Raw genomic sequence first — 23,831 nt, 5'->3', positions numbered from 1 at the left:
CCTCCCTAACTTTGTCAAGCACTTTTTTAAAATTTTTTTATATTCCCTTAAAAGTAAAGGTAAATTGGATTCTCATTGCATTTGGCAGGACATATTCATCATGGGTATTGGCCCCCCAGCTATCATCTCCGCCAATTCCCATCTGTTTCCAATTACACCGAACAATGGTATGATGAATTTTAGGCAATTCATACGGATGACTCGCTTCCTCTAGTTGCTCTGGAGTATATGGTGTGGCACAAAATTCCATTTCGTCGGAACTAAATCTCATTCCCCTGCCCTTTTTATCTGTCACCTTGGCCCAGCGCACACCTGTGCGATTTCCTGTCTCCTGTGGTACAATATAATTTTCCACATTTTCTCTTGCTGTCGTCTCAAACACGCCAAGTCTTGCCCCTTGATTTCGGTCGCAATAATTTTCTAGCGGTCCTCTTCCATAATAGGTGATCTGATCATAATCTGCATTTAAAGTAAAGAGCATACCAAATTCAGGCATTGGCGTAACACCTAGAATAGGATCATATGTCATCTCTACTTTTACACTTCCATCCCCGCTCACGGTATAGGCAATGTCAATCATACTTACTGGTTCTGTGGCCAACTTATAGGTAAAGGTCAAGCGAATGCCCTCTTCTTTTTCCTCAATTTCTACTAAGTCTCTTGCCCTCTCATTTTTTGGCACAAAGATTTGATAAAGACTTGCACTCTTCCAACTTGCATAGCGAAATGGCATTTGATTTCCCCTGTCATTGTCAACTGGTGCCCTCCAAAAATTAGGTCTTGGTTTTTTCTCCAACATTTCTCTTCCGCCATAGCGATAGGACACTAATCCGCCCTGCAAATAGGAAAAGAGCACTTCAAAGTTTTCTCCACGAATTCCCACATTGTATGTTCCACGAATTAGGGTTAACTTCTTCTTTTTCTCCTCCTTCTTTTTCTGACCATCGACGACAAATACACCCTGTCCAAAGGCCACTTCATATCCTCTCCTTGCCCAAGCTCTATCCTCTTTTAATGTAAAATAGGCATTCAGTGTGTACTCTCCTGCCTCCTTTGGAAGCGTCAATGGCAACAAAATCTCCACTTCTCCAAGAGGGGCAACATCCACAGGACAAACAATTTTTCTCAATAGCTCCCCTTCACATTCTATGGTCACTGTGCAATCATATTCCGATGTCCATGTAAATAAATGCTTGTTTTTCACCTTCATAAAGAGACTGCCTTGGTCATTTCGAAATGTGGCCGTAATATTTTGATAATTAAATTTTACTTCCTGCATCTTGGCATAGGCTCTTCTTTGTCCATCGACAATGCCATTGGCTGAAAAATTGTAGTCACTTGGTCGGTCCAAAAAGTCTCCGCCATAGGCCATAAATTCCTCGCCATAGCGATTTTTCTTTCGAATGGTTTGATCCACAAAATCCCAAATAAATCCGCCCTGATATCTTGGTTCCCGATCCGAAAGGTCTGTATATTTAAACAATGCACCATTAGAATTTCCCATTGCATGGGCATACTCACAACAAATCAACGGCTTTTCCTTGTGTTCTCTCAAAAATTTCTCAATATTGGCGACACTGGTATACATTTGGCTTTCCATATCCGATGAATTTGGATATCGCCGATCCCAAAATATTCCCTCGTAGTGCACCAAGCGATGAGGGTCAAGTTCTCTAAAGCGATCCGCCATTCTTTGAATGACGCTTCCCCCAAAAGATTCATTTCCACACGACCAAATTAAGATGGACGGGTGATTTTTATCCTTTTGATAGGCCGAATTGACACGGTCAAGCATCATCGGCAAATACTCTTCATTATCTCCTGGCAAGATCTGTGCTCGATCAAAATTTCTTTGCACCGTTCTCTCCCAAAGACCATGACTTTCCATATTATTTTCAGCAATCATATACAATCCCTGCTCATCACAGAGCCGATAGAGATGCTCACCATTTGGATAATGTGAAGTTCGAATGCCATTGATGTTATTTTGCTTCATCATCAACACATCTTTTTCTACATCTTCCTTAGCAACAACTCGCCCTGTATCACAGGAAAATTCATGGCGATTGACACCTTTAAACACAATGCGCTTTCCATTGAGTTTCATTATTCCCCCATCAAGCACAAATTTGCGAAAACCAACTTTTTCCTGAATCACTTCCATCACTTTATTTTTGTCATCAAATAGCTGAATCTTTAAATCATATAAATTGGGCTTTTCTGCACTCCAAAGAAATGGATTATCAAAATTCACTCGAAATCTCTTTACCTTTTGCGTATCCACTGAGCCCATCAGAACAGGTTTTCCCTTATAACTTAGGACATAATTGGCCTGCCATGGAAGTCCCTCAAACTTCATCTCCACATCAAGGGTTGCTTTTTTTAACTTATCATCAAGTGTTGGCTCAATCTTGATATCATAGATATGAGCTCTTGGAATCGTATAGAGATAGACATCACGAAAAATTCCAGAAAATCGGAAAAAATCTTGATCTTCTAACCAACTCGAAGAACTCCACTTAAACACCTGAACTGCCAATTTGTTTTCCTTTTGTATTGACGGTGTGAGTTCAAATTCTGACGGTGTAAAGCTGTCTTCACTGTATCCGATAAACTCCCCATTGAGCCAGAGAGCAAAGGCACTTTCCACGCCCTGAAAAGAGATAAATATTCTCTCTCCCTCCCATTGTTTGGGCAGTACAAATTCCTTGGCATAGCTAGCCACAGGATTAAATCGCTCAGGTAACTCTGGTGGAGCAATCTCTTCCCTTCCATCCCATGGATACTCCACATTGACATATTGTGGACGATCATAGCCTTCCATTTGAATATGAGCTGGCACCGAAATATCATCCCAATCATCGCATGAATACTCTTTCTTTTCAAATCCTGTAATTGCATACTTATACGATTTTGCATAGAAAAATTTCCAAAGTCCATTTAAACTTTTTCTCAAACTGGTCTCTTTTTTGTCCAATTCTTCGTCTGAACGATAAGTGATATGATCCGAATGTGCTGGCAATGTGTTCATCTTAAAAATCCTAGGATTTTTAACAATTTCATAAGAAAAACCTTCCATATTTTCTCTCCCTTGGTAATTTTTCTCTATTATAACAACCCCAAACCATCGTAGCAAGAAAAAGCAATGCAAAATCATGTGGAACTATACGAACAATTGTTTGATTTTTTCTCGAACATATGTTAGTATAACTTTAAAATTATTTAAGTTGGAGGGATTCTTTATGACTGGTTTAACACCAAAGCAGGAAGAGATTCTGCTCTATATTAAGGACTCCATTGTAAAGCGTGGCTATCCGCCATCTGTGAGAGAGATCTGTAAGGCGGTTTCTCTTCGCTCTACTTCGTCTGTTCATGCTCATCTTGAAAGTTTAGAAAAAAAAGGATTGATTCGAAAAGATCCTGCAAAACCTAGAACCATTGAGATCATTGACGATGCCTTCTCCTTTTCTCGAAGAGAGATTGTCAATGTTCCTATTCTTGGCAATGTTGCCGCTGGTGAACCTATTTTTGCCGAACAAAATATTCAATCTTACTTTCCATTGCCAAGTGGATACCTTCCTCATAGCGATACTTTTATGCTCAAAGTCAAGGGCGATTCCATGATGGATGTTGGTATCTACAACAATGATGATATTATTGTTTCTAAGCAAAATTATGCCAATAATGGCGATATTGTCGTGGCTCTACTTGAGGACAGTGCAACAGTAAAGCGCTTTTACAAAGAGGATGGGCACTACCGCTTGCAGCCCGAAAACCGCACAATGGAGCCAATTATTGTAGATTCTGTAGTGATTCTTGGGAAAGTGATTGGATTGCTGCGCATGATGTAAAAAATGATTACAAAATAGATTCTTTATCAAATGTTGGGGTGGGTTGATTTTCAACCCGCTCTTTATAAACCAAAATTTATCTTTGTCTTGATGGCTTGGAAAAAAATAATAGATATATGCCAAATACTAGCTTAATAAATGCATCTATATACGCTACTATATCTAATGAAATACTAGAAAAGATGTATCCTGTAGCAATATTCATAGTACAAGCAATACCTAAATAAATCATTGATTTTCCATGTACAAAATAGTACGGAAAAAAATGCAATGCCGTGGCCATTAACGCCCCCAACCAAATTAATCTCCAATTTTTGGTTTCAAAAAATGGTCCACCTAGCAAAAACATTAAAATAAATAATAAAATAATGGCATATAAAGAAACTTTGTTTTGAAATTTACTTGAGGTGCCATTGGATAATTTATTCAATAATTTTTTATTCATATTTATTGAGAAAAAGGCAACAAAATATCCAATACTAAATATTTGCATATTGATTATTTGTTTTCCTCCTATCAATGTAGCGAGTGCAATTACTGCTGCCACTACAATTAACCATAGACCGCATGATCTCTTATAATTAAATTCTAATTTTTCATCTTTATTATAATTAAATAATCCTATTCTCATATATTTCTCCCTAAATTTTAATTCATCTACTGGAAGAACTTTTTTACATAAAAAGTTATGGTGACATGACTCAATATGAGTCACATCACCTTTTTCGATTCTCTTATCAACGCTACGCCAACTCGCCTGCTGTAACTTCTATTCCATCGCTCCAAATGCGATCCAAATCATAAAATGCTCTGCTCTCCACATCAAAGATGTGAACAACAATATCTTGATAATCCATCAAAATCCAATTTGCACGCTTTTGTCCCTCAATGCTCTTTGGAACAACATCAATTTTTTGCAAATTTTCTTCGACAGCATCGACCATCGCCTGAATTTGATTGTCATTGTTTGCACTTGCAATGACAAAGTAATCGGCCATGGAAGAAATTTTTCCAATGTCAATCATGCGAATGTCAATGCCTTTTTTGTCATCCAAAGCCTTATAGATTTGACTTAAAATCTCTCTTGTCATTGATTCCCTCCTTCTCTAACCATTCAAAACATTCCACTGTAAAGCGATCAATCCAAACGCCTCTCTTTTTTAAAAACTCAATCGTATCCACTGTAATTCGATACAATGTCGCATCAATATCCAAAAATGCCATTCCCCGCACCTGTGCCAAATTGTCTGCTTTTTCTCTCCTAGGTTCAATGTAATCAGCAATATAGACAATCTTTTCCAGTAAGGTCATATTGGCATGACCTGTGGTATGCCAGCGCAGTGCCGACAAAACTTCCTCATCTTCAATTCCATAGGCCGCTCTGGCCAGTACAGGTGCATAAACGGCATGGAGTACTTGTGGTGCCTGTAATTCATTTTCTGTGAGTTCAATTCCTGCTGCTTTACACATAGAAATCAACTCCTCTGTTTTATAGTTTTTTGCACAGTCGTGTAAAAGTCCTGCAAGCTCTGCCTTTCTAATATCCGCACCATAACGCATGGCCAATGCAGCCGATGTAAATGCCACACCAAGTGTATGCTCATATCGCTCTGGCTTTAAATTCTCTTTTAACTTCGCTCGAATAGCTAGCAACTCTTCTATATTCATTTTTTACCTCACTGATATAAATGATGCTGTTTGATAAACTCCAAAACCTTTGCCGGCACATAGGAGGCAATTGAGCCTTTTTCTCTACACAACTGACGAATTTGCTCTGATGAAATATCTACCCGTGGATAGGAAATGAATTCAATATCTGCCAAATACTTCTCACGCAAATACTTTGATTGCACGCTCAATTCCCTGTGTTCTTTTTGGTAATCTCGCATTGCAACTAAAATTCTTGCCAAAGAGAAAATCACCTCTGGTCTATGCCAAGTTTCAATTTCATAGAGCGAATCTGCTCCCATAATAAAAGAAAACTGAATCTCAGGGTATTGCTCTCTTAGTGCCTGCAAGGTGTCACTTGTATAACTTTTTCCCCCTCTTTGATTTTCAAAATCAGAGCGTTCAAAGTGTAAAAAACCAGAAATGGCCAACTCAACCATCTCTGCCCGCATCGCATAATCCGTCACCTTTTTTTCCACCTTGTGTGGTGGATTTGGAGAGGGCATTAGCCAAATCTTATCCAACTGAAATTGCTCCATCGCATGTTGTGCAAGTTGCAAATGCCCATTGTGAATGGGGTCAAAAGTCCCCCCCAATATTCCAATCTCCATCATGATTTTCCTCACTTATTTTGGCAATACCAATTTTCTCTTTTCCGGTTCATCTGCCTGCTTGTACAAGACGATCTTTTTTCCAATGACCTGAACCACTTCACTTCTTGTGTGCTCTGCCAATGCCCTAGCAATCTCCTTTGGATCATCTGTACAGTTTTTTAACACGCTAATTTTTATTAGCTCCCTTGCCTCCAAGGCTTCTTCCACTGCAACAACAATTTCATCTGTCAAAGATGACTTACCAATCTGCATAATTGGCTCTATTGTCATTGCAATTCCTTTTAAATATGATCTTTGCTTACTTGTCATACTACTCCTATTTATAATAATCAAACTCATGTCCATACATACGCACAGTATCTCCCTCAGAAATTCCTGCCTCTTCCAGTCGCTCCAACACTCCCGATGTCTTTAAAAACTTCTGGAAGAAATCAAATCCCTTTTCAGAATCCAAATTTGTATAGCCGAGCATTTTTTCAATCCTTGGTCCCTCAACAATATACACGCCATCTTCATCTATTTCCACAGTAAATGGCAAATTTTGATCTTGGGTGTATTCAATTTCCATTTCCTTTTCAAAGATCTTTGGTGATCGATCCACGGTCTTTAAAACTTCATTGATGGCAAAGAGTAGTTCCTTAATTCCCTTTCCTGTAACTCCAGAAATTGGATAGACTTTTAAGTCGGGGAACGCCTCTTCAATTCTTTTCAATGGATCATCCATATCAGGAGTGATGCAATCGACCTTATTGGCGGCAATGAGCTGTGGTCTTTCCATCAATCCCTGGCCATAGGAATCTAACTCCTTCATAATGGTCTTAATGTCCTCCACAGGATCTCTTCCTTCTGTAGAAGCTGCATCCACAACATGAACTAAGACCTTTGTTCTTTCAATATGACGAAGGAAATGATGACCCAATCCCACACCATCGGCCGCTCCCTCAATGAGTCCTGGAATATCCGCCATCACAAATCCACCGCCGGGAAGGTCAACAACACCAAGATGAGGGTCAAGAGTGGTAAAGTGATAATTTGCAATCTTTGGCTTTGCATTGCTCACACGAGAGAGGAGAGTCGATTTTCCTACATTTGGATAGCCCACCAGTCCAACATCAGCCAGGACTTTTAACTCCAATTGCACAAACAATTCCTTCCCCGGCTGACCTGGCTTTGCAAATTTTGGCACTTGCATTGTTGCCGTTGCAAAATTCATATTGCCAAGTCCACCTTTTCCACCGCGAAGAATGACTTCTCTTCTATTTTCCCCTGACATATCGGCAATGACTTTTCCTGTCTCAAAGTCCTTAATTACTGTTCCCTCTGGAACTTTGACAATTAAGTCTTTTGCATCTGCCCCATGACAACGGCGTTTGCCCCCTGGCTCTCCGTCGCCAGCTACATACTTTCTTACCTGTCGAAAATCAGTCAATGTGTTTAAGCCATCATCCACTTCAAAGATGACATTTCCACCTCTTCCTCCATCTCCGCCATCGGGACCGCCCGCAGCGACGAACAATTCTCTTCGGAAACTGACATGACCATCGCCACCCTTTCCCGATTTTATAAATATTTTTGCGCTATCGGCAAACATTGAAGCACCAGCCTTTCTAAAAATTTACAATTGAATTGAGATACAACAAGGGCTCCATACATTCGTATGAAGCCCTCAAAACACTTATTAATTTTCTCTAGGGATGACAGAAACCTGCTTTCTGAATCTGTCCTTTCTCTCGAAACGAACGATACCATCTGCTGTTGCAAATAATGTATCATCACCACCACGACCTACATTGAGACCTGGATGAATCTTTGTACCACGCTGTCTATAAAGAATATTTCCTGCCAATACAAACTGTCCATCTGCTCTCTTTGCACCAAGTCTCTTGGACTCAGAATCACGGCCGTTCTTTGTAGAACCAACTCCCTTTTTATGAGCAAATAATTGAAGGTTCATCTTTAACATGTTATTTCACCTCCTGCATACTAATTTTAATATATTCACTGCCATATTCCTGTTCAATGCTCTGTAAACCAAGTACACAGCTCTTTAACAGCAATCTAGCATCTTCACCTACTTCTTCTATGAGACGAAAATGATAATCGCCCTCCTCCATCTCGCAGGTAAATAAATTCTCTGTAAAAGCTTCAATGGAATTTGCCAAATTGATGCTCAGTACAGATACTGCAGAACAAACAATGTCATAGCCATACTCGTCATAGCCCGCATGTCCATGAATGTCTAATCCCACATATTTGTCATTTTCTGTCCAAACAGTGACCTGAATCATAAATTAAGCGTTGATTTTCTCAATCTTAACTAATGTGTACTGCTGTCTGTGACCATTCTTCTTGTGATAACCGGTCTTTGCCTTGTACTTATATACAATAACCTTCTTTGCCTTACCATCACCTAAAACCTTAGCAGTTACAGATGCTCCAGCTACTGTAGGTGCGCCAACCTTAAAATCGTTACCACCAACTGCAAGAACTTGATCAAATGTGTACTCTGATCCATCTGCAGCGCCGAGCTTTTCAACTCTAATGATATCGCCCTCTGATACCTTATACTGCTTTCCGCCTGTTGCAATAATAGCGTACATTTTGGTACCTCCTTATAATCATTACTCGCCAAATACGGTGTTCCTAAGAAACTTATAACCTCATTGAGCGGCATACTTTGAAATGATAGCATCTTTCCCCGTAAATGTCAAGCAGTTTTCTATGCATCTCTCCACTGCTCAAAAAGAGTAGGACGAAGCTTCTGTCTGGTCATTTCTGCAAGATGAAGAGAGGTAAAATCAACAGCCACCGCTTTTACCCTATCCTTTTTTAGCTCTCTAGACAAAAGTTCAAAGATTTCCCTTCGATGCTGACTGTCGGTCATATCAATAAAATCAATCAAAATAATGCCTGAAATATTTCTTAATCTCAGCTGTCTAGCTGCCATCAAGGCTGCTTCCCTATTGGTTCTTTGAATTGTCTCTTCCTTTGACATCTTGACATCAGTCTTTCCTGTATTGACATCAATCACCGTCAAGGCCTCTGTCGGCTCAATCACCAGATATCCTCCCGACTTTAACCAAACTTTTTTTGACAATGCCTCAGCAAATAAACTCTTTAGGCCATAGAGTGCACAGAGCGAAATCATCTCATCTTCATATAATTTTAATCCCTCTACCATTGGACTTTTTTGCTCAAGAAGATATTCTTTTATTTCTTGGTAGACCTTGGGAAGATCTGTCACAATCTCAATGTCCTCTTCCTTTAACTTTTGCATCGAAGTCATATACCCAGGTGTTGGAGCCTGTAAAAGAGTTGGTGCACTCTTATACTTTGCATCACGAAGAAGGTTCAGTAACTTGTCTCCCAATTTTTTTGCCTCTGCATAAATCTTTTCAGCCGAAATTTGATAGGCATTCGTTCTACAAAGAATTTGAATTTCTTCCAGTGGAAAATGAGAAATTTCCTCTCGAATCTGATTTTTCCATTCCTGATCCCGAATCTTTGAAGAAAAACGAATCTCTCCATGTCCTAAACTGACCACGCAATACCACCCCGTCATGCAGATATGGGCACTGGCCATGGGAGCCTTTGTCTTTACGGCCTCCTTTGATATCTGGACAATAATTTCATCGCCCTCTTTCAACTTTTGATGCTCTCTCTCATCTGTGTAGAGATGAACCTTGTTTTCTTTGAGATTATAGTAGCAAAGCTCTCGCTCACCACAAATTTCCACCTCCACAAAAGCCGCTGCAATATTCTCCACAATATTTTTTACCTTTGCAATACAAATGGCATTGAGCGTCGTGTGGGCGTGCACTTCAATGTCCATTGCCACATCTTTTTCATAGTACACTGAGACCATTTTTTTCTCATACTCTGTAATTAAATAACGGTTCACTTAAATATCCTCTCCAAAATCATTGAGACTTTGATGGTTCTGTGCATACATATCGACACGAATGATGCGTCTTTTGGCATTTTTAAACTTCTCTCCCAACGCCTGTAAAACGAGCTCTGGTTTTAAATTGTCCACGCTTCCATGTGAAATATCCATCTCCAAGGTCAACGGTTGCTCCATCACTTCAAGGTGATAGATGAGTGGTCGAATGTCAATCATCTTGACTTTTTCCTTTCTCACCTTTTCCAATATAATTTCTTTTTGATCGAGCAGTGTGTCTACCGCTTTTTTTAACTCGTCCCCATCAACATCCAAAAATTCAATGCGATATTTTGCTTCGGTCATACTCGACATCGCATTTTTCGTTCCCTCTTTTAATCTTCTAAAACTACGCACATAAATGCCCGGGCACATCACCGAATTTAACTTATCGATGGCCTCCTGTGAGTGAATGCCCTGCATTTTTTCTTCATCCACCTCAATGTCCATGTATTCGCCAATGCTCTCCATGCCAAGACTTAGTGGTGCTCCAAAACTCATAATCTGATGAGGTGAAAATCCTTCACTATATTTGATGGGCATTGCACATCTTCGCATTGCCTTTTGAAAATAGCGCATAATGTCGAGATGTCCAATAAAGCGAACTACTCCGGTCTTTTCAAATTTTACTCTAATTTTCAAAGCAAACACCTCCACCAAATTTTTTCGCACCACATCCAAGACAGGCCTCCCTGCAATTTGGAGAAATCTTATCTTGATGGGCAATCTTCCACTCTCTCTTTAAAAACTCCTTGGTCACACCGCAATCAATAAAATCCCAAGGGAATAATTCATCCATTTTTCTCTCTCTCAAGATATAGAAAGTATAGTCAATACCACAGCTTTCAAAAGCATTCATCCACACATCTTTTTTAAATTGATCTGACCAAGCATCATATAAGGCCCCAGAAGCATAGGCTGTTTCAATGACCTTACAAACTCTTCGATCTCCTCTCGCAAATACTCCCTCTAAAATGGTCACATCAGCATCGTGATACTGATAGCGAATGCTCTTTTGATTTAATTGTGCACGAATATGATCTTTGGTCAAATACGCACGGCGCAGATACTCCTCTTCGGGAAGCATCGCCGCCCATTGAAATGGTGTAAATGGCTTTGGCACAAAGAAGGAGGAACTTGCTGTAATTTGTACCTTTCCAATTCTTTCTGACTTTGGAATGCGATAATATTCCTCAGCTACCTTTTCACAAAGTTCGCCAATTCCTCGAATATCGTCATCTGTTTCCGTTGGAAGCCCAAGCATAAAGTAGAGTTTTACCTTATTCCAACCACCCTGAAAGGCCTCCCTAGAGCCATTGATAATGTTTTCTTCCGTTATTCCCTTATTAATGACATCACGCAGCCTCTGTGTGCCCGCCTCAGCTGCAAAGGTCAAGGAACTCTTCTTGACATCCTGTACCTTTTTCATTACATCGAGTGAAAATGCATCAATTCGAAGCGATGGCAGGGAAATGTTAATTCCACGCTCACTGGTGTATTCAATCAAAAAGTCAAGCAACTCCTTTAATCCACGATAATCACTTGACGAGAGAGAACTCAATGAAATCTCCTCTGCTCCAGTAATATCAAGCATCACCTTGGCATAATTTTTTAAATATTCTACGGAGTGCTCTCTTGTCGGACGATAAATCACCCCCGCCTGACAGAATCGGCATCCTCTGATACAACCACGCATAATCTCTAACACCACTCGATCCTGTGTCACCTTAATAAAGGGAACTACAGGACTGCTCAAAAATGTCACTGTGTCCATTTCCCGAACAACCTGTCTTTCTACAACCGCAGGAACATCATCAAAAAGTGGTGTAAAGCTCTTTAATGTATGATCTTCATTGTACTCTACCTCATACAGAGATGGCACATAGATGCCAGGAATCTTACTCGCTGCACGAAGAAATTCCTTCCTTGATTTCTTTTCTTTTTTATACTCCTTATATAAGTCAAGCAAATCATAGTAAACCACTTCGCCCTCTCCAATATAAAACATATCAAAAAAATCTGCCAATGGCTCTGGATTAAACGCACATGGTCCACCACCAATCACAATGGGATCGTTCTCTGTGCGATCCTCTGAATGAAATGGAATACCAGAGAGCTCTAAAATCTGCAAGATATTGGTATAACACATTTCATATTGCAGGGTAATTCCCAAAAAGTCTGTACTTTTTACCGGCAGTTGAGACTCAAGTGAAAAGAGAGGAATTTTTTCCTCTCTCATGATTTTGTCTAAGTCAATCCAAGGTGAGAAGAGCCTCTCGCAATAGACATCGTCTCTGCGATTGAGATAGTCATAGAGAATTTGCATTCCAATGTGGCTCATCCCAATTTCATATACATCTGGAAAGCACATCACAAAGCGAATATCAATATCCTTTATATCCTTTTCCCTAGAATTGAGTTCGCCTCCGATATAGCGTGCGGGCTTATCCACTTTGAGCAAAATATCATCTGACAATGCTAATTTTTTCATAAATAAAATCCTTTCCTTTGGGCATACTGGTTTTCATTATAGCATAGGTTTGTGCCTTGGCAAAGCAAAAGGAGGATACTCTTTGGTATCCCCCTGTACTTACTACTTCTCAACTTGATGGAAAAAACAGCTCCTGCTACCTGTATGGCAGGCCGCCCCCACTTGCTCAACTTTTGCAAGCAATGTATCATAGTCACAATCTAAGTAAAGTGACTTGACATATTGATAGTGCCCCGAAGTCGCTCCCTTAATCCAAAGCTCCTTCCTCGAACGGGAGTAATAGGTCATCGTCCCTGTCTCCAAGGTTTTATTCCACGCCTCCTCATTCATATAGGCCACCATCAACACTTGATTGCTCTCATTATCTTGAACAACTACAGGGAGCAACCCATCCGAGAGCTTTTTTAGCTCCGCCCACCGATATTTCTTTTGTTCACTCTTATTCATACTTTTTAATTGCCTCTGCCAAATCAATCTTTTTTTCATAGAGTGCCTTTCCAATAATGGCTCCCTTGACACCTGCATTGTGCAGATTCTCTAAATCATCCATACTGCTCATTCCACCAGAGGCAATGATTTCAATCCCTGTCTGGTCTGTCAAAAGTTTTGTGTACTCTACATTTGGACCTGAGAGCATTCCATCTCTCAAAATATCGGTATATACAATATGTTTTACACCCATCCTGACCATCTCCATTGCAAGGTCCTTGGCTAAGACATTGGAGACTTCTCCCCAACCTTCCACAGCAACCATTCCCTTTTTGGCATCAATTCCAACAACAATGGCCTCTGCACCAAATTTTTGGATTAATTCCTTAATAAACTCTGGCTCTTTTACTGCCTTTGTACCAATAATACACCGATCAATCCCCATATTCAGCATATTCTTCACTGTCTCGACACTGCGAATTCCTCCGCCGACTTGAATAGGAATATGAATGCTATCTCGAATTGCCTTGAGTGCAGGGGCATTGACGCTCTCTCCCGCCACAGCACCATCTAAATCGACAAGATGAAGAAAGCTTGCCCCCTGTTCTGCCCAAAGTTTTGCCATTTCTTGTGGTGTATCCGAGTACTTCTTTACATTGTCAAACATTCCCTGTGTCAAGCGGACACAGGCTCCGCCTTTTAAATCTATCGCTGGATATAACTGCATATTACAATATTCCTTTCGTTGAAAGTACACCCTGAATGCTTTCATCAATGGACACGGCTTCCTTGAGTGCTCTGGCCAATGCCTTAAATGCAGCCTCAATCTTGTGATGATTATTGACTCCTGAAAATTCCTTAATATGTAAGTTCATTCTTGCCGAGTAGGAGAGGGCATAGAAAAATTCTCTCACCATCTCGGTCTCTAAATTTCCAACAAATTCTCGGTCAAGCTGCAAGTCATATTGCAAATACGGGCGGTCAGACAAATCGACGGCACAAAGGACGAGTGCCTCATCCATTGGCAAAATACAACTTCCATAGCGTCTAATGCCCATTTTATCTCCCAGTGCCTTTCGAATGGCCTCGCCAATCACAATGCCGGTATCCTCTATGGTGTGATGAGTGTCCACTTCCAAATCCCCATCGACCTTTAATTTCATATCAATAAAGCTGTGGCGAGAAAGTGCTGTGAGCATATGGTCAAAAAAACCAATGCCTGTACAAATCTGATTCTCTCCACAGCCATCCAAATTTATCTCCAAAGAAATCTTTGTTTCCCTTGTGTTTCTCTCTACACTGGCTATTCTCATCTTACTCTTCCCCATCAAAGCGCACATGAATGGAGTTTGCATGTGCAGTAAGTCCCTCGGCCTTGGCAAATTTTTCAATATCCTCGTGTACCGCCTCAAGTGCTTCCTTAGAGTAATAGATAATACTTGATTTTTTAACATAGTCATCAACACTAAGAGGAGAGAAAAACTTTGCCGTTCCATTGGTCGGAAGGACATGATTTGGTCCCGCAAAATAATCGCCCAGTGGCTCTGAACTATAAGAGCCCAAGAAAATGGCCCCTGCATTCTTAATCTTTGTCATCACCTCAAATGGATTTGCTGTGACAATCTCCAAATGCTCACTGGCGATTTCATTTGCCACATCAATCGCCTCATCTAATGATTCTGCCAATAAAATATATCCATAATTTTCAAGTGACTTTTCTAAGATGGCCCTTCTTGAAAGATTAGGAACCATCTTTTCAATATATTGATTCACCTCATCGGCAAGTTTTTTACTTGTAGTAATCAAAATTGCCGATGCTAATTCGTCATGTTCTGCCTGGGACAACAAATCCGCTGCAATGTGGCGTGGGTTTGCTGTCTCATCGGCAATCACCAATATCTCGCTTGGTCCTGCGATGCTATCGATGCTCACATATCCATAGACACATTTTTTGGCAAGCGCAACAAAAATATTTCCTGGTCCTACGATTTTGTCGACTTTAGGCACCGTCGCAGTTCCAAATGCAAGTGCGGCAATTGCTTGTGCGCCCCCCACTTTATAAATTTTTGTTGCTCCTGCCATCTTTGCTGCAGTCAGCGTCACTGGATTGACCTTACCATCTTTTCCCGGAGGAGTGACCATAACTATCTCCGGAACACCTGCAACAGAGGCAGGCACAATGTTCATCAATACCGTCGAAGGATAGGCAGCCTTTCCACCAGGGACATAGACACCTACACGTGTAAGCGGTGTCACTTTCTGGCCAAGAATGGTACCATTCGGCTGGGCATCAAACCAACTTGTCCGCAACTGCTTTTTATGATAATTGCGAATGTTCTCAAGCGACTTTTGCATCACCTGCTTAAGCTCAGGATCGACAAGGCTTTCGGCCTCCGCAATTTCATCATCACTAACCAACATCTTACGGGTATCTAGCTCAGTATGATCAAACTGAAGTGTGTACTCCTTTAATGCTTCATCCCCATTGTGTCGAACATTTTCAACAATCTCCTTGACTGTTGCCTCATACTCCCCGTATTGATTTGGATCCCTCTTCAATAGATCTGAAAGTATATTCTTTTTGGTTTCCTTATCTAGTTGAACTATTCTCATTCTCTTCTCCTTCAGTCTACAATCTTATTATATAACACTTTTTCACTGATGTCTTTAATGATTTGTGAAATTCTCTTATTTTCACGCTTCATGGACACACGATTGACCACCATTTTAGCGGACAAATCACAAATTTCTTCAAGTACCTCAAGACCATTTTCTCGCAATGTTGTTCCTGTCTCCACAATGTCGACAATGACCTCTGACAATCCAACAATTGGTGCAAGCTCAATACTTCCATTTAACTTAATAATCTCCACCGTCTGATGCTTTTTATTGTAAAAATAGTCCTTGGCAATATTGGGATACTTTGTGGCCACACGGATTTGCTCATGATGCTTTAATAGTTCTGCTGCGGCAGCTGGTCCACAGACACACATCTTACATTTTCCCATCTTTAAGTCCAGCACCTCATAGAGTTGTCTTCCCTCCTCCAAGATGGTATCTCTTCCCACAATGCCAATGTCGGCTGCCCCATATTCTACATAAGTTGGAACATCGGAAGTCTTTGATAGAAAGAAGCGAATACCTAATTCCTCATTGGAAAAAATAAGTTTTCTCGATGTTTTGTCCTTCATCTCCTCACAGGAAATGCCAATCTTTTCAAACATCTCCATGGCCTTTTCGGCCAATCGCCCCTTGGCCAGTGCAACTGTTATATACCTCATAATATTTCACCCAAAATTTCCTCGAGATTTTTCTCCAGATCCTTTCCTGTATTGATGTCTGTCTTTAGTATGGAGGTTTCTTTCATAAAGATAAGCTGTGTCATCCCCTTTTCTTTGGCATAGGCGATATACTCTTTTCTTTCTTTTTCTCCCTCCATTGGCATACCCATCGCTCTCTTTCCAATTCGTCGATACCTTGTGAGCACTTGCACTGCCTCACCAGTCCTTTGCTCCTCATAGACTACCAAAACATCTGCCGCACTTGTATCAAATTCCACCTTTTGAGAAGACAGAGCCGACATCAAACGGTCAATGGTAATGGCAAATCCAATCGCCGAAATATCTCTGCCAAACTGCACAAGGAGCTTATCATAGCGACCTCCGCTGACCATATAATCACCAATACCATAGGAATATGCCTTAAAAATAATCCCTGTGTAGTAGCTAAATTTGCTCAGCATTCCCAGATCATAGGAAATATATTCCGTAAGTCCATATTCCTTTAAAATCTGATGCACCTTTTCTAGGCGATCAATTGCACTTTGTGCTCTCTGATTTTTCGTCATTTCCTTGGCTTGTCGAATATTGTCGACAGAGCCAAATAATTCTGGAAGCTTTAAAAATACATCCTTAAAATCTGCCTTTTTTAAGACATTTGAAATATAATCCTCTACTCCAAAATAATTCTTATTTTCAATCAGCTCTCTGAGCTCATCGCCTTCTTCTTCACTGATGCCAGCTTCTTCTAGGAGACCTCGAAAAAACTCAACCTCTCCAAGTTCCACTTGAAATTCCTTTAGCCCTGCACTCCTTAGCGATTGAATAACCATCGCAATCATTTCTGCGTCCGCTTGAGCAGAATCATCTCCAATTAACTCTGCACCTGATTGGGTTACCTCGTAGAGTCTTCCCTTATAAGAGGCACTATTGGTAAAGGTATGTCCCAAATAGCAAAGTCGCTGCGGCATCGTTTCCTCTCCATAAAACTTTGTCACACATCTTGCAATGGCTGGAGTCATATCTGGGCGAAGAACTACGGTATTATTATATCGATCAAAAAACTTATACATCTCCCTGTCGCTGACTGAACCTCTTTCCTTGGCAAAAATATCAAAAAATTCAAACATCGGGGTTTCAATAGCACTATAACCAAATAATTGCATTTGGCGAAGAATTCTCTGCTCTACAATATTTTTTCGTGCACATTCTCTATCATAAATATCTCTGACGCCCTCTGGCGTATGCAAAAGATTTTTCATTCATTTTCTCTCCTCAGCTTTTATACTTTAGTATGCTACCATAACAGAGGAACAATGTCAAACTAATTTCGTTCATTCAAATCTTTTCCTAAGGGCACGAGATAGTGAACAAGGACATCCCGATGTTGACCAATGGGATATTCCTTGCACATTTCTTCAAAACTTATGCTCTTTCGCCCTCCCTCCTCCATCCTCTTCCAATAATAGGCAAGCTCTCTGTAGGGAAGATAATATAATTGATTTTTTCTTGTGTAATGAATAATTAAAAAGGCAACGCCCTGTTGTGCCTCAAAATTTTTCATAAAGACCATCTGATGGGGATGGACATTGGCCAATCGAAAAGTATCACTGTGGCATTCCTTGGCATCAAAGCACACAGCGACCCCCTGCACCACGCCAATATAGTCCACCGTTGACTTTTGATTAAAATAGGCCAATGTAATCTGTCTAGAGGATTGATCAATTTGAATCGGTGTAATGGGCGTTGGAATCTTTTGAATAAGAGCAAGTCCCATCTCCTGATAAACCTGATTGGAATGATTGATCATTTCCTCCAGATTTGATCCCCTTAGACCTCTCGATTTCCAAGTTCCCATGAATACCCCTTCATCCATTTTTTAAAACTTTTTGGCACCTTGGCCACCAAGGTCTTTCCTCCAACTTCCATATCCGCAATGGGTGGAAACTGTAGGCGATACGCATGTAATTGCTGTGTTGTTCCTCTTCCACTTCCATATTTTCTATCACCCACAATCGGATGAGCAATGGAAGAAAGATGAGCACGAATTTGATGGGTTCGCCCTGTAATCAAATGCACCAATAAAAGTGTCATCCCATTCTCATAGTACAAAGGAAGATATTCTGTTTCAATGGGCTTTGCTCCTACTTTTTCCTCTTCTACTAGTGAAACTTTGTTCTTTTTTTCATCCTTTTCAAGCCATCCGACAATTCTTTCCCCCCTAGCGATTTTCCCCTCAACAATAGCCAGATATTCCTTCTTTACACCTCTTTGTTTAATCAATGCATTCATTCTTTGACTTCCCTTTAATGTCTTTCCACAGATCAAAAGTCCACTGGTATTTCGATCGAGGCGATTGCAAATCGAAGGGCAGAAGGTGGACAAATCCTTGGTAGAAATTTGCCCACTCTCCAATAAATATTGAATAAAAATTTCATTGGCCGAAATGTCATTTGGCTCGGCCTTTTGAGAAAGAAGCCCTGCCGGCTTGTTCATCACCAAAATATCTTCATCCTCATACACAATCTCTTCTAGTTTGAGCAAGGTTTTTGCAAACTCCTTCTTTGGCTTTGATTTAAATTTTTCAATGGTCTCCTCTGCCAGCCACAGCCGAATGCAATCTCCCTGAGAAAGCATTTCATTTCCAACGCATTTTTTGTCGTTGAGTGTAATGTTTTTCTTTCTCATCATCTTATACAAAAATCCCTTGCTCGCCTCACTCAAATACTTTCCAAGTAATTTGTCTATTCTCTGTCCGCTCTCATTTTTTCCCACGACAATCTCTTGCATTCTTCCTCCTACACCGAAAGGCTGAGAAACAATTCCTTAATCTTTTCGATCTTTCTATCGCTTCCTTGCTCCTTGGAAATTGATAATTTGTCCAGTACTCGAAGATAATCTTTCCAGTCCTTATAGATACTAATCTTACAACTTGCCCCATTGTCCTTAAAATTTTTTTCTAAAAACTCCCTGCCCACATCGACCTTGGCCTTGGTATTTGGCATATAACAAAGGGCATATCCTGGCACAATCATCACATAATCCAAAGGCATAATTTGTTCTCTCATGGTCACGACTAAATCAAAAAGGATTTCCCCTCTATCTGAAAACGCAAGAATCTTTTTCATTTCTTCTTGACTGGGCGTTTGATAGCGAAATGTAGCCAAAAACGGTGATGCCAAATTTGCCATAGGTAGAACAGTCAAAATGGACATCACAATCAAAATTCTACTAAAATTTTGACTGACCACTAATTTTGATGCAATGACCTGTGCCAAAATCGCCACCAAAAAGATAAAGATCATTGCCCCCTGCCTTTTTTTATATACCTTTCGGTATCCATAACTTCCCTTTTCTACCTTCAATCATCTTCTCCTACATTCTTTGCATGATTTTTAAAATAAAACTCCACGGACAAAGCTTTGCCAAAATGCGAAATACATTGATGCTCAGTCCATATACAGAAGTGGATTTTCCTGCCACCACATCCTTTAGTGCTCTTTTTACTACCTTCTTTTTGTCCGCCATCACAAGGTGCTTGTAAAAAGCCACACTCTTGTACTTTTGAGCAATGTCAAAAAATTCTGTGGCCACAGGTCCTGGGCAGACTGCACAGACATTGATTTTTCTCTTTTTTAATTCCATCTGCAATGACCTAGAATAGGAATAGACATAGGCCTTGGTTGCCGCATAAATGCCAAATTGTGGCTGTGGCATAAACGCTGCCGCCGAAGCAAAGTTAAGGATCAATGCTCGTCCACGCATATGCGAAAGCACAATATTGGTTAACTCTGTCAATGCCACACAATTGACCCGAATCATGTCCGTCTCTTCTTTTCTTGTGCACTCTCCAATCTCTTCCAATAAGCCAAATCCCGCCGCATTGACTAAAATCTTTACTTTTGGTCTTTCTTTCTCTAAGAACCTTTCAAAGTGCTCTAAAAATCGCTCGTCCTCCACTGAACCAACAAATGGTCGAATATTGACCTTTTGTTCTTTTTCTACCTTCTTCTTTAGTTCATAGAGCTTTTCCCTTCTCCTAGCAATCACCCAAATCTCATCTAAATTTTTAAACTTCTTTGCAATTTGCTCGGTCATTTCCATTCCAAGCCCAGAAGAAGCACCACTAATAATTGCAATTCTCATTCTTTCCTCCCACAAACCACTGTTGACAGTTTTTGTAATCTTTTATGTAATAATCGGCCAATGCCTTTTTTTCCTCTCTCATATCGGCAGAATGGGCATCTTCAATCGCACAGACCTGCATATTGGCACGCTTTCCTGCCAAAATTCCTGCCACCACATCTTCAAAGACTAAACAATTTTTTGGCTCAACCTCTAATTTCTCTGCACAGGTCAAATAAATATCTGGTGAAGGCTTTCCCCTCTTCACATCACAGGATGTAAGCACTTGATGAAAATAATCTTCCACACCTAGAGAAGAAAGCACTGCATGGACAATTTCTCTGCTATTGCTTGTGGCAATGCCCATTTTTACTTCCCTTTTTTTCAATTCATCCAAAAATTCCTTGGCTCCCGCTTTTAATGGCACTTCATTCTTATATTTATCCAGTGTCATTTCCACCCAATCCCTCTTGATCTCCTCGACTTCTCTGGGCAAACCAAATCTTTTCTTAAAGTATTGTGCCGTCTCCGTAAAACCCATTCCCTCAATGGTATCGGACAAATCCTTCGGACATTCCATGCCAAATTGCTGCAAATAAGCAACATCAATGGCCTTCCACATCCACATCGAATCCACCAGCGTCCCATCGAGGTCAAATAGTACTGCTTCCACATTTGATAACATTGATTTCTTCCTCTGATAATTTTTTATATTCACCAGGAGCTAAATCATCACTCAGACTTAGCCCTCCCATTTTTACTCGCTTTAAATAGACTACCTCACAATTAAGAGCTTGAAACATTCGCTTTACTTGATGAAACTTTCCCTCACACAAAGTCACATTGACTAAGGTGTATTCTTCTTTTTTTCCAAGAACTTCAAGCTTTGCTGGCAATGTCTTTTTCTTTTCCCCAATGTCTAGCCCCGCCAAAAACTGCTCCTTGGCATTATCTGGCAATTTTCCTTCGATATGTGCAAAATATACTTTTTCCACATGGTGAGTTGGAGAGAGCAACTGGTGAGCAAGCTGACCATCATTGGTAATCAACAGCAGCCCCTCCGTGTCAATATCCAACCGCCCAACAGGAACCAATCCCTTTCTTGTAACATCCAATAAATCCATCACCGTCTTATGCCTTTGATCTGATGTCGCTGTAATCACCCCTGCTGGCTTATTGAGTAGATAATATTCAAACTCTTCATAGACTAGTACTTTGCCAGAAACCACAATCTCATCTTTTTCACTGTTTACCTTCACTTCTGGCTTTTTGACGACTTCCCCATTGACACAGACTTTTCCAGTGCCAATCCATTTCTTTACCTCACTCCTTGTGCCAATACCTTGATTGGCCAAATACTTGTCCAGTCGTAGTATCACTTACATCATCCTCCAACCTGGGTAATACTTATTCTTTAATCGCATGCGATCTTGCTTGACAAAACCGAGGGGATATCCTTCTACACACACTAAACGATAGCCACTTCCCTCATCTTGTGCCTCCAATGTCTCCCCTTTTAGATAGCGAAGAACCCGAGGGTCATCAATGGAAAGATTCACAGGATTGTCCCACTCCTGCATCTTTAAATTCATTGCCAAAGCCTGAGATGGTTCAAATCGCTTATTGTTGATTCGCCCAAGCAAAAGTCCTGTGCGTAAATAGCGAAGAGAGCGATCTAGCTTTGCCTCTCTTGGAAGATAATAAACATATTCTCTGTTGATATAAAAGCGTTCACTCTCCCAATTCCTCTTGATATGATGCAAAAATTCTTCCACTTCCTTTGGTAATTTCACCTTTTTTTGATTGATATGGTGCGTCGTGTGCTCTATAGCTCCTTCTTTTTTTAATCTTGCCACAAAATGACCCTCTCCGTCAATTTTATGTGGGAAAAGTCGTATCGTCCCTGGCAAAATTTTTGACTCCGTAAATCCTTTTTCCATCTGGAGTGGATCAATTGAAAATTCTGGATGCTTTTCCAAAAATGCACATAGTGTATCTTCGTCCTCCATCTTTGCATAGGTGCAGGTCGAATACACCAAATGTCCCCCAGGTCTTAACATCTTTGCTGCCTCTTCAAGAATTTCTCTCTGAATCGGTGCAAAAAATTCTGGTCCTCGCTTCAAATAGGCTTGAAATACCGCATTGTCTCTTCGAAACATTCCCTCTCCCGAACACGGAGCATCCACTAAAATGACATCAAAAAATTCTGGATAGACCTTCGCAAGTTTTGCTGGCTCCTCACAAGTAATCAACGCATTGCCAACGCCAGAAACCTCAATATTTTTTAGCAAGGCCTTCGCTCTTGAATTACTCAAGTCATTGGTGACTAGCACACCTTCTCCCTGTAGCTTTGCTGCAATTTGCGTGCTTTTTCCCCCAGGGGCTGCACATAAATCGAGCACTCGATCGCCTGGGCGAACTTGGCTAACCGAAGCTGGTGTCATCGCCGAAGGTTCTTGAATATAATAAAGCCCTGCATAGTAATAAGGGCTTCTTGAAAGTCCCCGGTTTTCATCTGTATAAAATCCCGTCTCCACCCAAGGTACCTTTCTTAAATCACTCTTTAAAAGCTCACACATCTTTTCTGGGCTGACCTTTAATGTATTGGCTCGCACACCACCAAACGCCCTTTGATGTAAAGTTGCAATATACTCGGGATATTCCTCACCCAAAAGTTCTTTCATTGCCTCAACATAACTTTTTGGCAAATCCTTTTCTTGTATCATCTTCTTCCTCCAAAGTAATCAAAAAGCGTGCCCAAAATCCTCGGCACGCCCTTACAAACTCTTTTATTCTTGATTGCTGTAGTAGCCCATCTGCTGCCCATCATCATAGCTTTCCAGCTCGTCATTTTGCTCGTTTTGCTCTGGTGGCACAACCTCGTTATAACTTCTTGCCAAATCATTGCGATTTTGGTCAATCGTGCGAATGGTCAATCTCAAATCCGAAGTAAATTGATCAAACTTGGATTGTGCTCCCCCAAGTGAACTTTGTAACATACTCTGTACATTGCTCAAGAGTTCATCTGTATACTGAATCGCTGCTGTCTTGACATCGTTTGCCTCTGCTGTTGCATTGTTGACAATATCCTCTGCTCGTAATTGTGCTTCTTGTATCATCTCTTCTGCCCTAGCATAGGCCTTTTGCATAATCTCATGTTCATTGGTCAGTTCCTCTGTCATTCGATTGGCATTGGCCACAATACTGCTGGCTTGTAACTTCGCATCAGCAATAATCGCCTCCTGATTGCTCAATACTCTCTGATATTGTTTAATCTCCACTGGAATTTCTTCCCGCAAATCAGCTAAATATTCCTTCATCTCTTCTTTGTTTACTGCGATTTTTGACGAAGAAAGCGGAACCATCTTGCAGCCATTGATAAATGTCTCTATATCGTCAATAATCTGTTCAATTCTACTCATATGGACACTCCTT

28 protein-coding genes are annotated in these 23,831 nt (G+C 40.6%); 1 reads left to right on the top strand and 27 read right to left on the bottom strand.

Going from position 1 to position 23,831, the window contains the following annotated elements; genetic code table 11:
- Window positions 1–37 precede the first annotated feature (37 nt).
- Window positions 38–3,079: a DUF4981 domain-containing protein gene (locus tag J5A74_08150; GenBank protein QUI95351.1), complete on the bottom strand. Its 3,042-nt coding sequence runs from the start codon at window positions 3,077–3,079 to the stop codon at window positions 38–40.
- 163 nt (window positions 3,080–3,242) lie between these two features.
- On the opposite strand from J5A74_08150, the gene lexA reads away from it, so the two are divergent.
- On the top strand, window positions 3,243–3,851 hold the full coding sequence (lexA, locus tag J5A74_08145) for a transcriptional repressor LexA (GenBank protein QUI95350.1): 609 nt from the start codon (window positions 3,243–3,245) through the stop codon (window positions 3,849–3,851).
- Window positions 3,852–3,927: 76 nt separating this feature from the next.
- On the opposite strand, the gene J5A74_08140 is transcribed toward lexA, so the two are convergent.
- The 26 genes from J5A74_08140 to J5A74_08015 all read right to left on the bottom strand — a co-directional run bounded on the left by J5A74_08140 (window position 3,928) and on the right by J5A74_08015 (window position 23,818).
- Window positions 3,928–4,482, bottom strand: coding sequence for a hypothetical protein (locus J5A74_08140; GenBank protein ID QUI95349.1), 555 nt, complete (start codon window positions 4,480–4,482; stop codon window positions 3,928–3,930).
- 112 nt (window positions 4,483–4,594) lie between these two features.
- A complete protein-coding gene (rsfS, locus tag J5A74_08135; GenBank protein QUI95348.1) occupies window positions 4,595–4,942 on the bottom strand; it encodes a ribosome silencing factor in 348 nt (115 codons plus the stop codon).
- The gene (gene yqeK / locus J5A74_08130; GenBank protein QUI95347.1) at window positions 4,911–5,519 is read right to left on the bottom strand and encodes a bis(5'-nucleosyl)-tetraphosphatase (symmetrical) YqeK; all 609 of its coding nucleotides are present in this window, start codon (window positions 5,517–5,519) and stop codon (window positions 4,911–4,913) included. The genes rsfS and yqeK overlap by 32 nt, the downstream gene beginning before the upstream one ends.
- An 8-nt stretch (window positions 5,520–5,527) precedes the next feature.
- Window positions 5,528–6,133 (bottom strand): nicotinate-nucleotide adenylyltransferase, encoded by a 606-nt coding sequence (gene nadD / locus J5A74_08125; GenBank protein ID QUI95346.1) that lies wholly within the window; start codon window positions 6,131–6,133, stop codon window positions 5,528–5,530.
- A 12-nt stretch (window positions 6,134–6,145) separates the two neighbouring features.
- Window positions 6,146–6,442 carry a ribosome assembly RNA-binding protein YhbY gene (gene yhbY / locus J5A74_08120; GenBank protein QUI95345.1) on the bottom strand — a complete coding sequence of 99 codons (297 nt, stop codon included), beginning with the start codon at window positions 6,440–6,442 and terminating at the stop codon, window positions 6,146–6,148.
- A gap of 7 nt (window positions 6,443–6,449) precedes the next feature.
- Window positions 6,450–7,724 carry a GTPase ObgE gene (obgE, locus tag J5A74_08115; protein QUI95344.1) on the bottom strand — a complete coding sequence of 425 codons (1,275 nt, stop codon included), beginning with the start codon at window positions 7,722–7,724 and terminating at the stop codon, window positions 6,450–6,452.
- Window positions 7,725–7,811: 87 nt separating this feature from the next.
- Window positions 7,812–8,096 (bottom strand): 50S ribosomal protein L27, encoded by a 285-nt coding sequence (gene rpmA, locus J5A74_08110; GenBank protein ID QUI95343.1) that lies wholly within the window; start codon window positions 8,094–8,096, stop codon window positions 7,812–7,814.
- Between the two features lies 1 nt (window position 8,097).
- Entirely contained in the window at window positions 8,098–8,421 is a 324-nt protein-coding gene (locus tag J5A74_08105) for a ribosomal-processing cysteine protease Prp (protein ID QUI95342.1), read from the bottom strand.
- 3 nt (window positions 8,422–8,424) lie between these two features.
- A complete protein-coding gene (gene rplU, locus J5A74_08100; GenBank protein ID QUI95341.1) occupies window positions 8,425–8,733 on the bottom strand; it encodes a 50S ribosomal protein L21 in 309 nt (102 codons plus the stop codon).
- 119 nt (window positions 8,734–8,852) lie between these two features.
- Entirely contained in the window at window positions 8,853–10,034 is a 1,182-nt protein-coding gene (locus tag J5A74_08095) for a ribonuclease E/G (GenBank protein QUI95340.1), read from the bottom strand.
- Complete coding sequence (locus tag J5A74_08090) at window positions 10,035–10,724, bottom strand: TIGR03936 family radical SAM-associated protein (protein QUI96863.1); 690 nt, start codon at window positions 10,722–10,724, stop codon at window positions 10,035–10,037.
- Complete coding sequence (locus tag J5A74_08085) at window positions 10,705–12,564, bottom strand: TIGR03960 family B12-binding radical SAM protein (protein QUI95339.1); 1,860 nt, start codon at window positions 12,562–12,564, stop codon at window positions 10,705–10,707. The genes J5A74_08090 and J5A74_08085 overlap by 20 nt, the downstream gene beginning before the upstream one ends.
- A 102-nt stretch (window positions 12,565–12,666) precedes the next feature.
- On the bottom strand, window positions 12,667–13,050 hold the full coding sequence (gene hisI / locus J5A74_08080; protein ID QUI95338.1) for a phosphoribosyl-AMP cyclohydrolase: 384 nt from the start codon (window positions 13,048–13,050) through the stop codon (window positions 12,667–12,669).
- Window positions 13,004–13,720, bottom strand: a complete 717-nt coding sequence (gene hisA, locus J5A74_08075; protein QUI95337.1) for a 1-(5-phosphoribosyl)-5-[(5-phosphoribosylamino)methylideneamino]imidazole-4-carboxamide isomerase — start codon at window positions 13,718–13,720, stop codon at window positions 13,004–13,006. The genes hisI and hisA overlap by 47 nt, the downstream gene beginning before the upstream one ends.
- 1 nt (window position 13,721) lies before the next feature.
- On the bottom strand, window positions 13,722–14,321 hold the full coding sequence (hisB, locus tag J5A74_08070; protein ID QUI95336.1) for an imidazoleglycerol-phosphate dehydratase HisB: 600 nt from the start codon (window positions 14,319–14,321) through the stop codon (window positions 13,722–13,724).
- Window positions 14,308–15,606 carry a histidinol dehydrogenase gene (gene hisD / locus J5A74_08065; GenBank protein QUI95335.1) on the bottom strand — a complete coding sequence of 433 codons (1,299 nt, stop codon included), beginning with the start codon at window positions 15,604–15,606 and terminating at the stop codon, window positions 14,308–14,310. Before hisD ends, hisB begins: the two co-directional genes overlap by 14 nt.
- An 11-nt stretch (window positions 15,607–15,617) precedes the next feature.
- Window positions 15,618–16,274, bottom strand: a complete 657-nt coding sequence (locus tag J5A74_08060) for an ATP phosphoribosyltransferase (GenBank protein ID QUI95334.1) — start codon at window positions 16,272–16,274, stop codon at window positions 15,618–15,620.
- Window positions 16,271–17,533 (bottom strand): ATP phosphoribosyltransferase regulatory subunit, encoded by a 1,263-nt coding sequence (gene hisZ, locus J5A74_08055; GenBank protein QUI95333.1) that lies wholly within the window; start codon window positions 17,531–17,533, stop codon window positions 16,271–16,273. Before hisZ ends, J5A74_08060 begins: the two co-directional genes overlap by 4 nt.
- Before the next feature lie 62 nt (window positions 17,534–17,595).
- Complete coding sequence (locus J5A74_08050) at window positions 17,596–18,129, bottom strand: Holliday junction resolvase RecU (GenBank protein ID QUI95332.1); 534 nt, start codon at window positions 18,127–18,129, stop codon at window positions 17,596–17,598.
- Window positions 18,102–19,061: an RluA family pseudouridine synthase gene (locus J5A74_08045; GenBank protein ID QUI95331.1), complete on the bottom strand. Its 960-nt coding sequence runs from the start codon at window positions 19,059–19,061 to the stop codon at window positions 18,102–18,104. The genes J5A74_08050 and J5A74_08045 overlap by 28 nt, the downstream gene beginning before the upstream one ends.
- A gap of 8 nt (window positions 19,062–19,069) precedes the next feature.
- The gene (locus tag J5A74_08040; protein ID QUI95330.1) at window positions 19,070–19,636 is read right to left on the bottom strand and encodes a hypothetical protein; all 567 of its coding nucleotides are present in this window, start codon (window positions 19,634–19,636) and stop codon (window positions 19,070–19,072) included.
- A 10-nt stretch (window positions 19,637–19,646) separates the two neighbouring features.
- Window positions 19,647–20,417: an SDR family NAD(P)-dependent oxidoreductase gene (locus J5A74_08035; GenBank protein QUI95329.1), complete on the bottom strand. Its 771-nt coding sequence runs from the start codon at window positions 20,415–20,417 to the stop codon at window positions 19,647–19,649.
- A complete protein-coding gene (locus tag J5A74_08030) occupies window positions 20,398–21,081 on the bottom strand; it encodes an HAD family phosphatase (protein QUI95328.1) in 684 nt (227 codons plus the stop codon). Before J5A74_08030 ends, J5A74_08035 begins: the two co-directional genes overlap by 20 nt.
- The gene (locus tag J5A74_08025) at window positions 21,050–21,775 is read right to left on the bottom strand and encodes an rRNA pseudouridine synthase (protein ID QUI95327.1); all 726 of its coding nucleotides are present in this window, start codon (window positions 21,773–21,775) and stop codon (window positions 21,050–21,052) included. The genes J5A74_08030 and J5A74_08025 overlap by 32 nt, the downstream gene beginning before the upstream one ends.
- Window positions 21,776–23,122, bottom strand: coding sequence for an RsmB/NOP family class I SAM-dependent RNA methyltransferase (locus J5A74_08020; protein QUI95326.1), 1,347 nt, complete (start codon window positions 23,120–23,122; stop codon window positions 21,776–21,778). It abuts the gene before it with no gap.
- Between the two features lie 63 nt (window positions 23,123–23,185).
- The gene (locus tag J5A74_08015) at window positions 23,186–23,818 is read right to left on the bottom strand and encodes a vacuolar family H+-ATPase subunit H (GenBank protein ID QUI95325.1); all 633 of its coding nucleotides are present in this window, start codon (window positions 23,816–23,818) and stop codon (window positions 23,186–23,188) included.
- Window positions 23,819–23,831: the final 13 nt, after the last annotated feature.

The organism is Lachnospiraceae bacterium oral taxon 096, assembly GCA_018141845.1.
Lineage (GTDB): Bacteria > Bacillota > Clostridia > Lachnospirales > Lachnospiraceae > F0428.
This window is presented reverse-complemented; position numbering and strand designations above follow the sequence as displayed.

What these genes read in the sequence shown, in the direction of transcription:
- J5A74_08045 (QUI95331.1), bottom strand. Translation starts at nt 19,061, where the DNA reads ATGCAAGAGATTGTCGTGGGAAAAAATGAGAGCGGACAGAGAATAGAC.
- J5A74_08035 (QUI95329.1), bottom strand. Translation starts at nt 20,417, where the DNA reads ATGAGAATTGCAATTATTAGTGGTGCTTCTTCTGGGCTTGGAATGGAA.
- yhbY (QUI95345.1), bottom strand. Translation starts at nt 6,442, where the DNA reads ATGACAAGTAAGCAAAGATCATATTTAAAAGGAATTGCAATGACAATA.
- rpmA (QUI95343.1), bottom strand. Translation starts at nt 8,096, where the DNA reads ATGTTAAAGATGAACCTTCAATTATTTGCTCATAAAAAGGGAGTTGGT.
- J5A74_08085 (QUI95339.1), bottom strand. Translation starts at nt 12,564, where the DNA reads ATGAAAAAATTAGCATTGTCAGATGATATTTTGCTCAAAGTGGATAAG.
- hisA (QUI95337.1), bottom strand. Translation starts at nt 13,720, where the DNA reads ATGCAGTTATATCCAGCGATAGATTTAAAAGGCGGAGCCTGTGTCCGC.
- obgE (QUI95344.1), bottom strand. Translation starts at nt 7,724, where the DNA reads ATGTTTGCCGATAGCGCAAAAATATTTATAAAATCGGGAAAGGGTGGC.
- J5A74_08150 (QUI95351.1), bottom strand. Translation starts at nt 3,079, where the DNA reads ATGGAAGGTTTTTCTTATGAAATTGTTAAAAATCCTAGGATTTTTAAG.
- J5A74_08030 (QUI95328.1), bottom strand. Translation starts at nt 21,081, where the DNA reads ATGTTATCAAATGTGGAAGCAGTACTATTTGACCTCGATGGGACGCTG.
- hisZ (QUI95333.1), bottom strand. Translation starts at nt 17,533, where the DNA reads ATGAAAAATCTTTTGCATACGCCAGAGGGCGTCAGAGATATTTATGAT.
- nadD (QUI95346.1), bottom strand. Translation starts at nt 6,133, where the DNA reads ATGATGGAGATTGGAATATTGGGGGGGACTTTTGACCCCATTCACAAT.
- J5A74_08015 (QUI95325.1), bottom strand. Translation starts at nt 23,818, where the DNA reads ATGAGTAGAATTGAACAGATTATTGACGATATAGAGACATTTATCAAT.
- J5A74_08020 (QUI95326.1), bottom strand. Translation starts at nt 23,122, where the DNA reads ATGATACAAGAAAAGGATTTGCCAAAAAGTTATGTTGAGGCAATGAAA.
- J5A74_08050 (QUI95332.1), bottom strand. Translation starts at nt 18,129, where the DNA reads ATGGGAACTTGGAAATCGAGAGGTCTAAGGGGATCAAATCTGGAGGAA.
- yqeK (QUI95347.1), bottom strand. Translation starts at nt 5,519, where the DNA reads ATGAATATAGAAGAGTTGCTAGCTATTCGAGCGAAGTTAAAAGAGAAT.
- hisI (QUI95338.1), bottom strand. Translation starts at nt 13,050, where the DNA reads ATGAAAAAAAGATTGATTTGGCAGAGGCAATTAAAAAGTATGAATAAG.
- J5A74_08105 (QUI95342.1), bottom strand. Translation starts at nt 8,421, where the DNA reads ATGATTCAGGTCACTGTTTGGACAGAAAATGACAAATATGTGGGATTA.
- rsfS (QUI95348.1), bottom strand. Translation starts at nt 4,942, where the DNA reads ATGACAAGAGAGATTTTAAGTCAAATCTATAAGGCTTTGGATGACAAA.
- hisB (QUI95336.1), bottom strand. Translation starts at nt 14,321, where the DNA reads ATGGGGAAGAGTAAGATGAGAATAGCCAGTGTAGAGAGAAACACAAGG.
- J5A74_08060 (QUI95334.1), bottom strand. Translation starts at nt 16,274, where the DNA reads ATGAGGTATATAACAGTTGCACTGGCCAAGGGGCGATTGGCCGAAAAG.
- lexA (QUI95350.1), top strand. Translation starts at nt 3,243, where the DNA reads ATGACTGGTTTAACACCAAAGCAGGAAGAGATTCTGCTCTATATTAAG.
- J5A74_08140 (QUI95349.1), bottom strand. Translation starts at nt 4,482, where the DNA reads ATGAGAATAGGATTATTTAATTATAATAAAGATGAAAAATTAGAATTT.
- hisD (QUI95335.1), bottom strand. Translation starts at nt 15,606, where the DNA reads ATGAGAATAGTTCAACTAGATAAGGAAACCAAAAAGAATATACTTTCA.
- rplU (QUI95341.1), bottom strand. Translation starts at nt 8,733, where the DNA reads ATGTACGCTATTATTGCAACAGGCGGAAAGCAGTATAAGGTATCAGAG.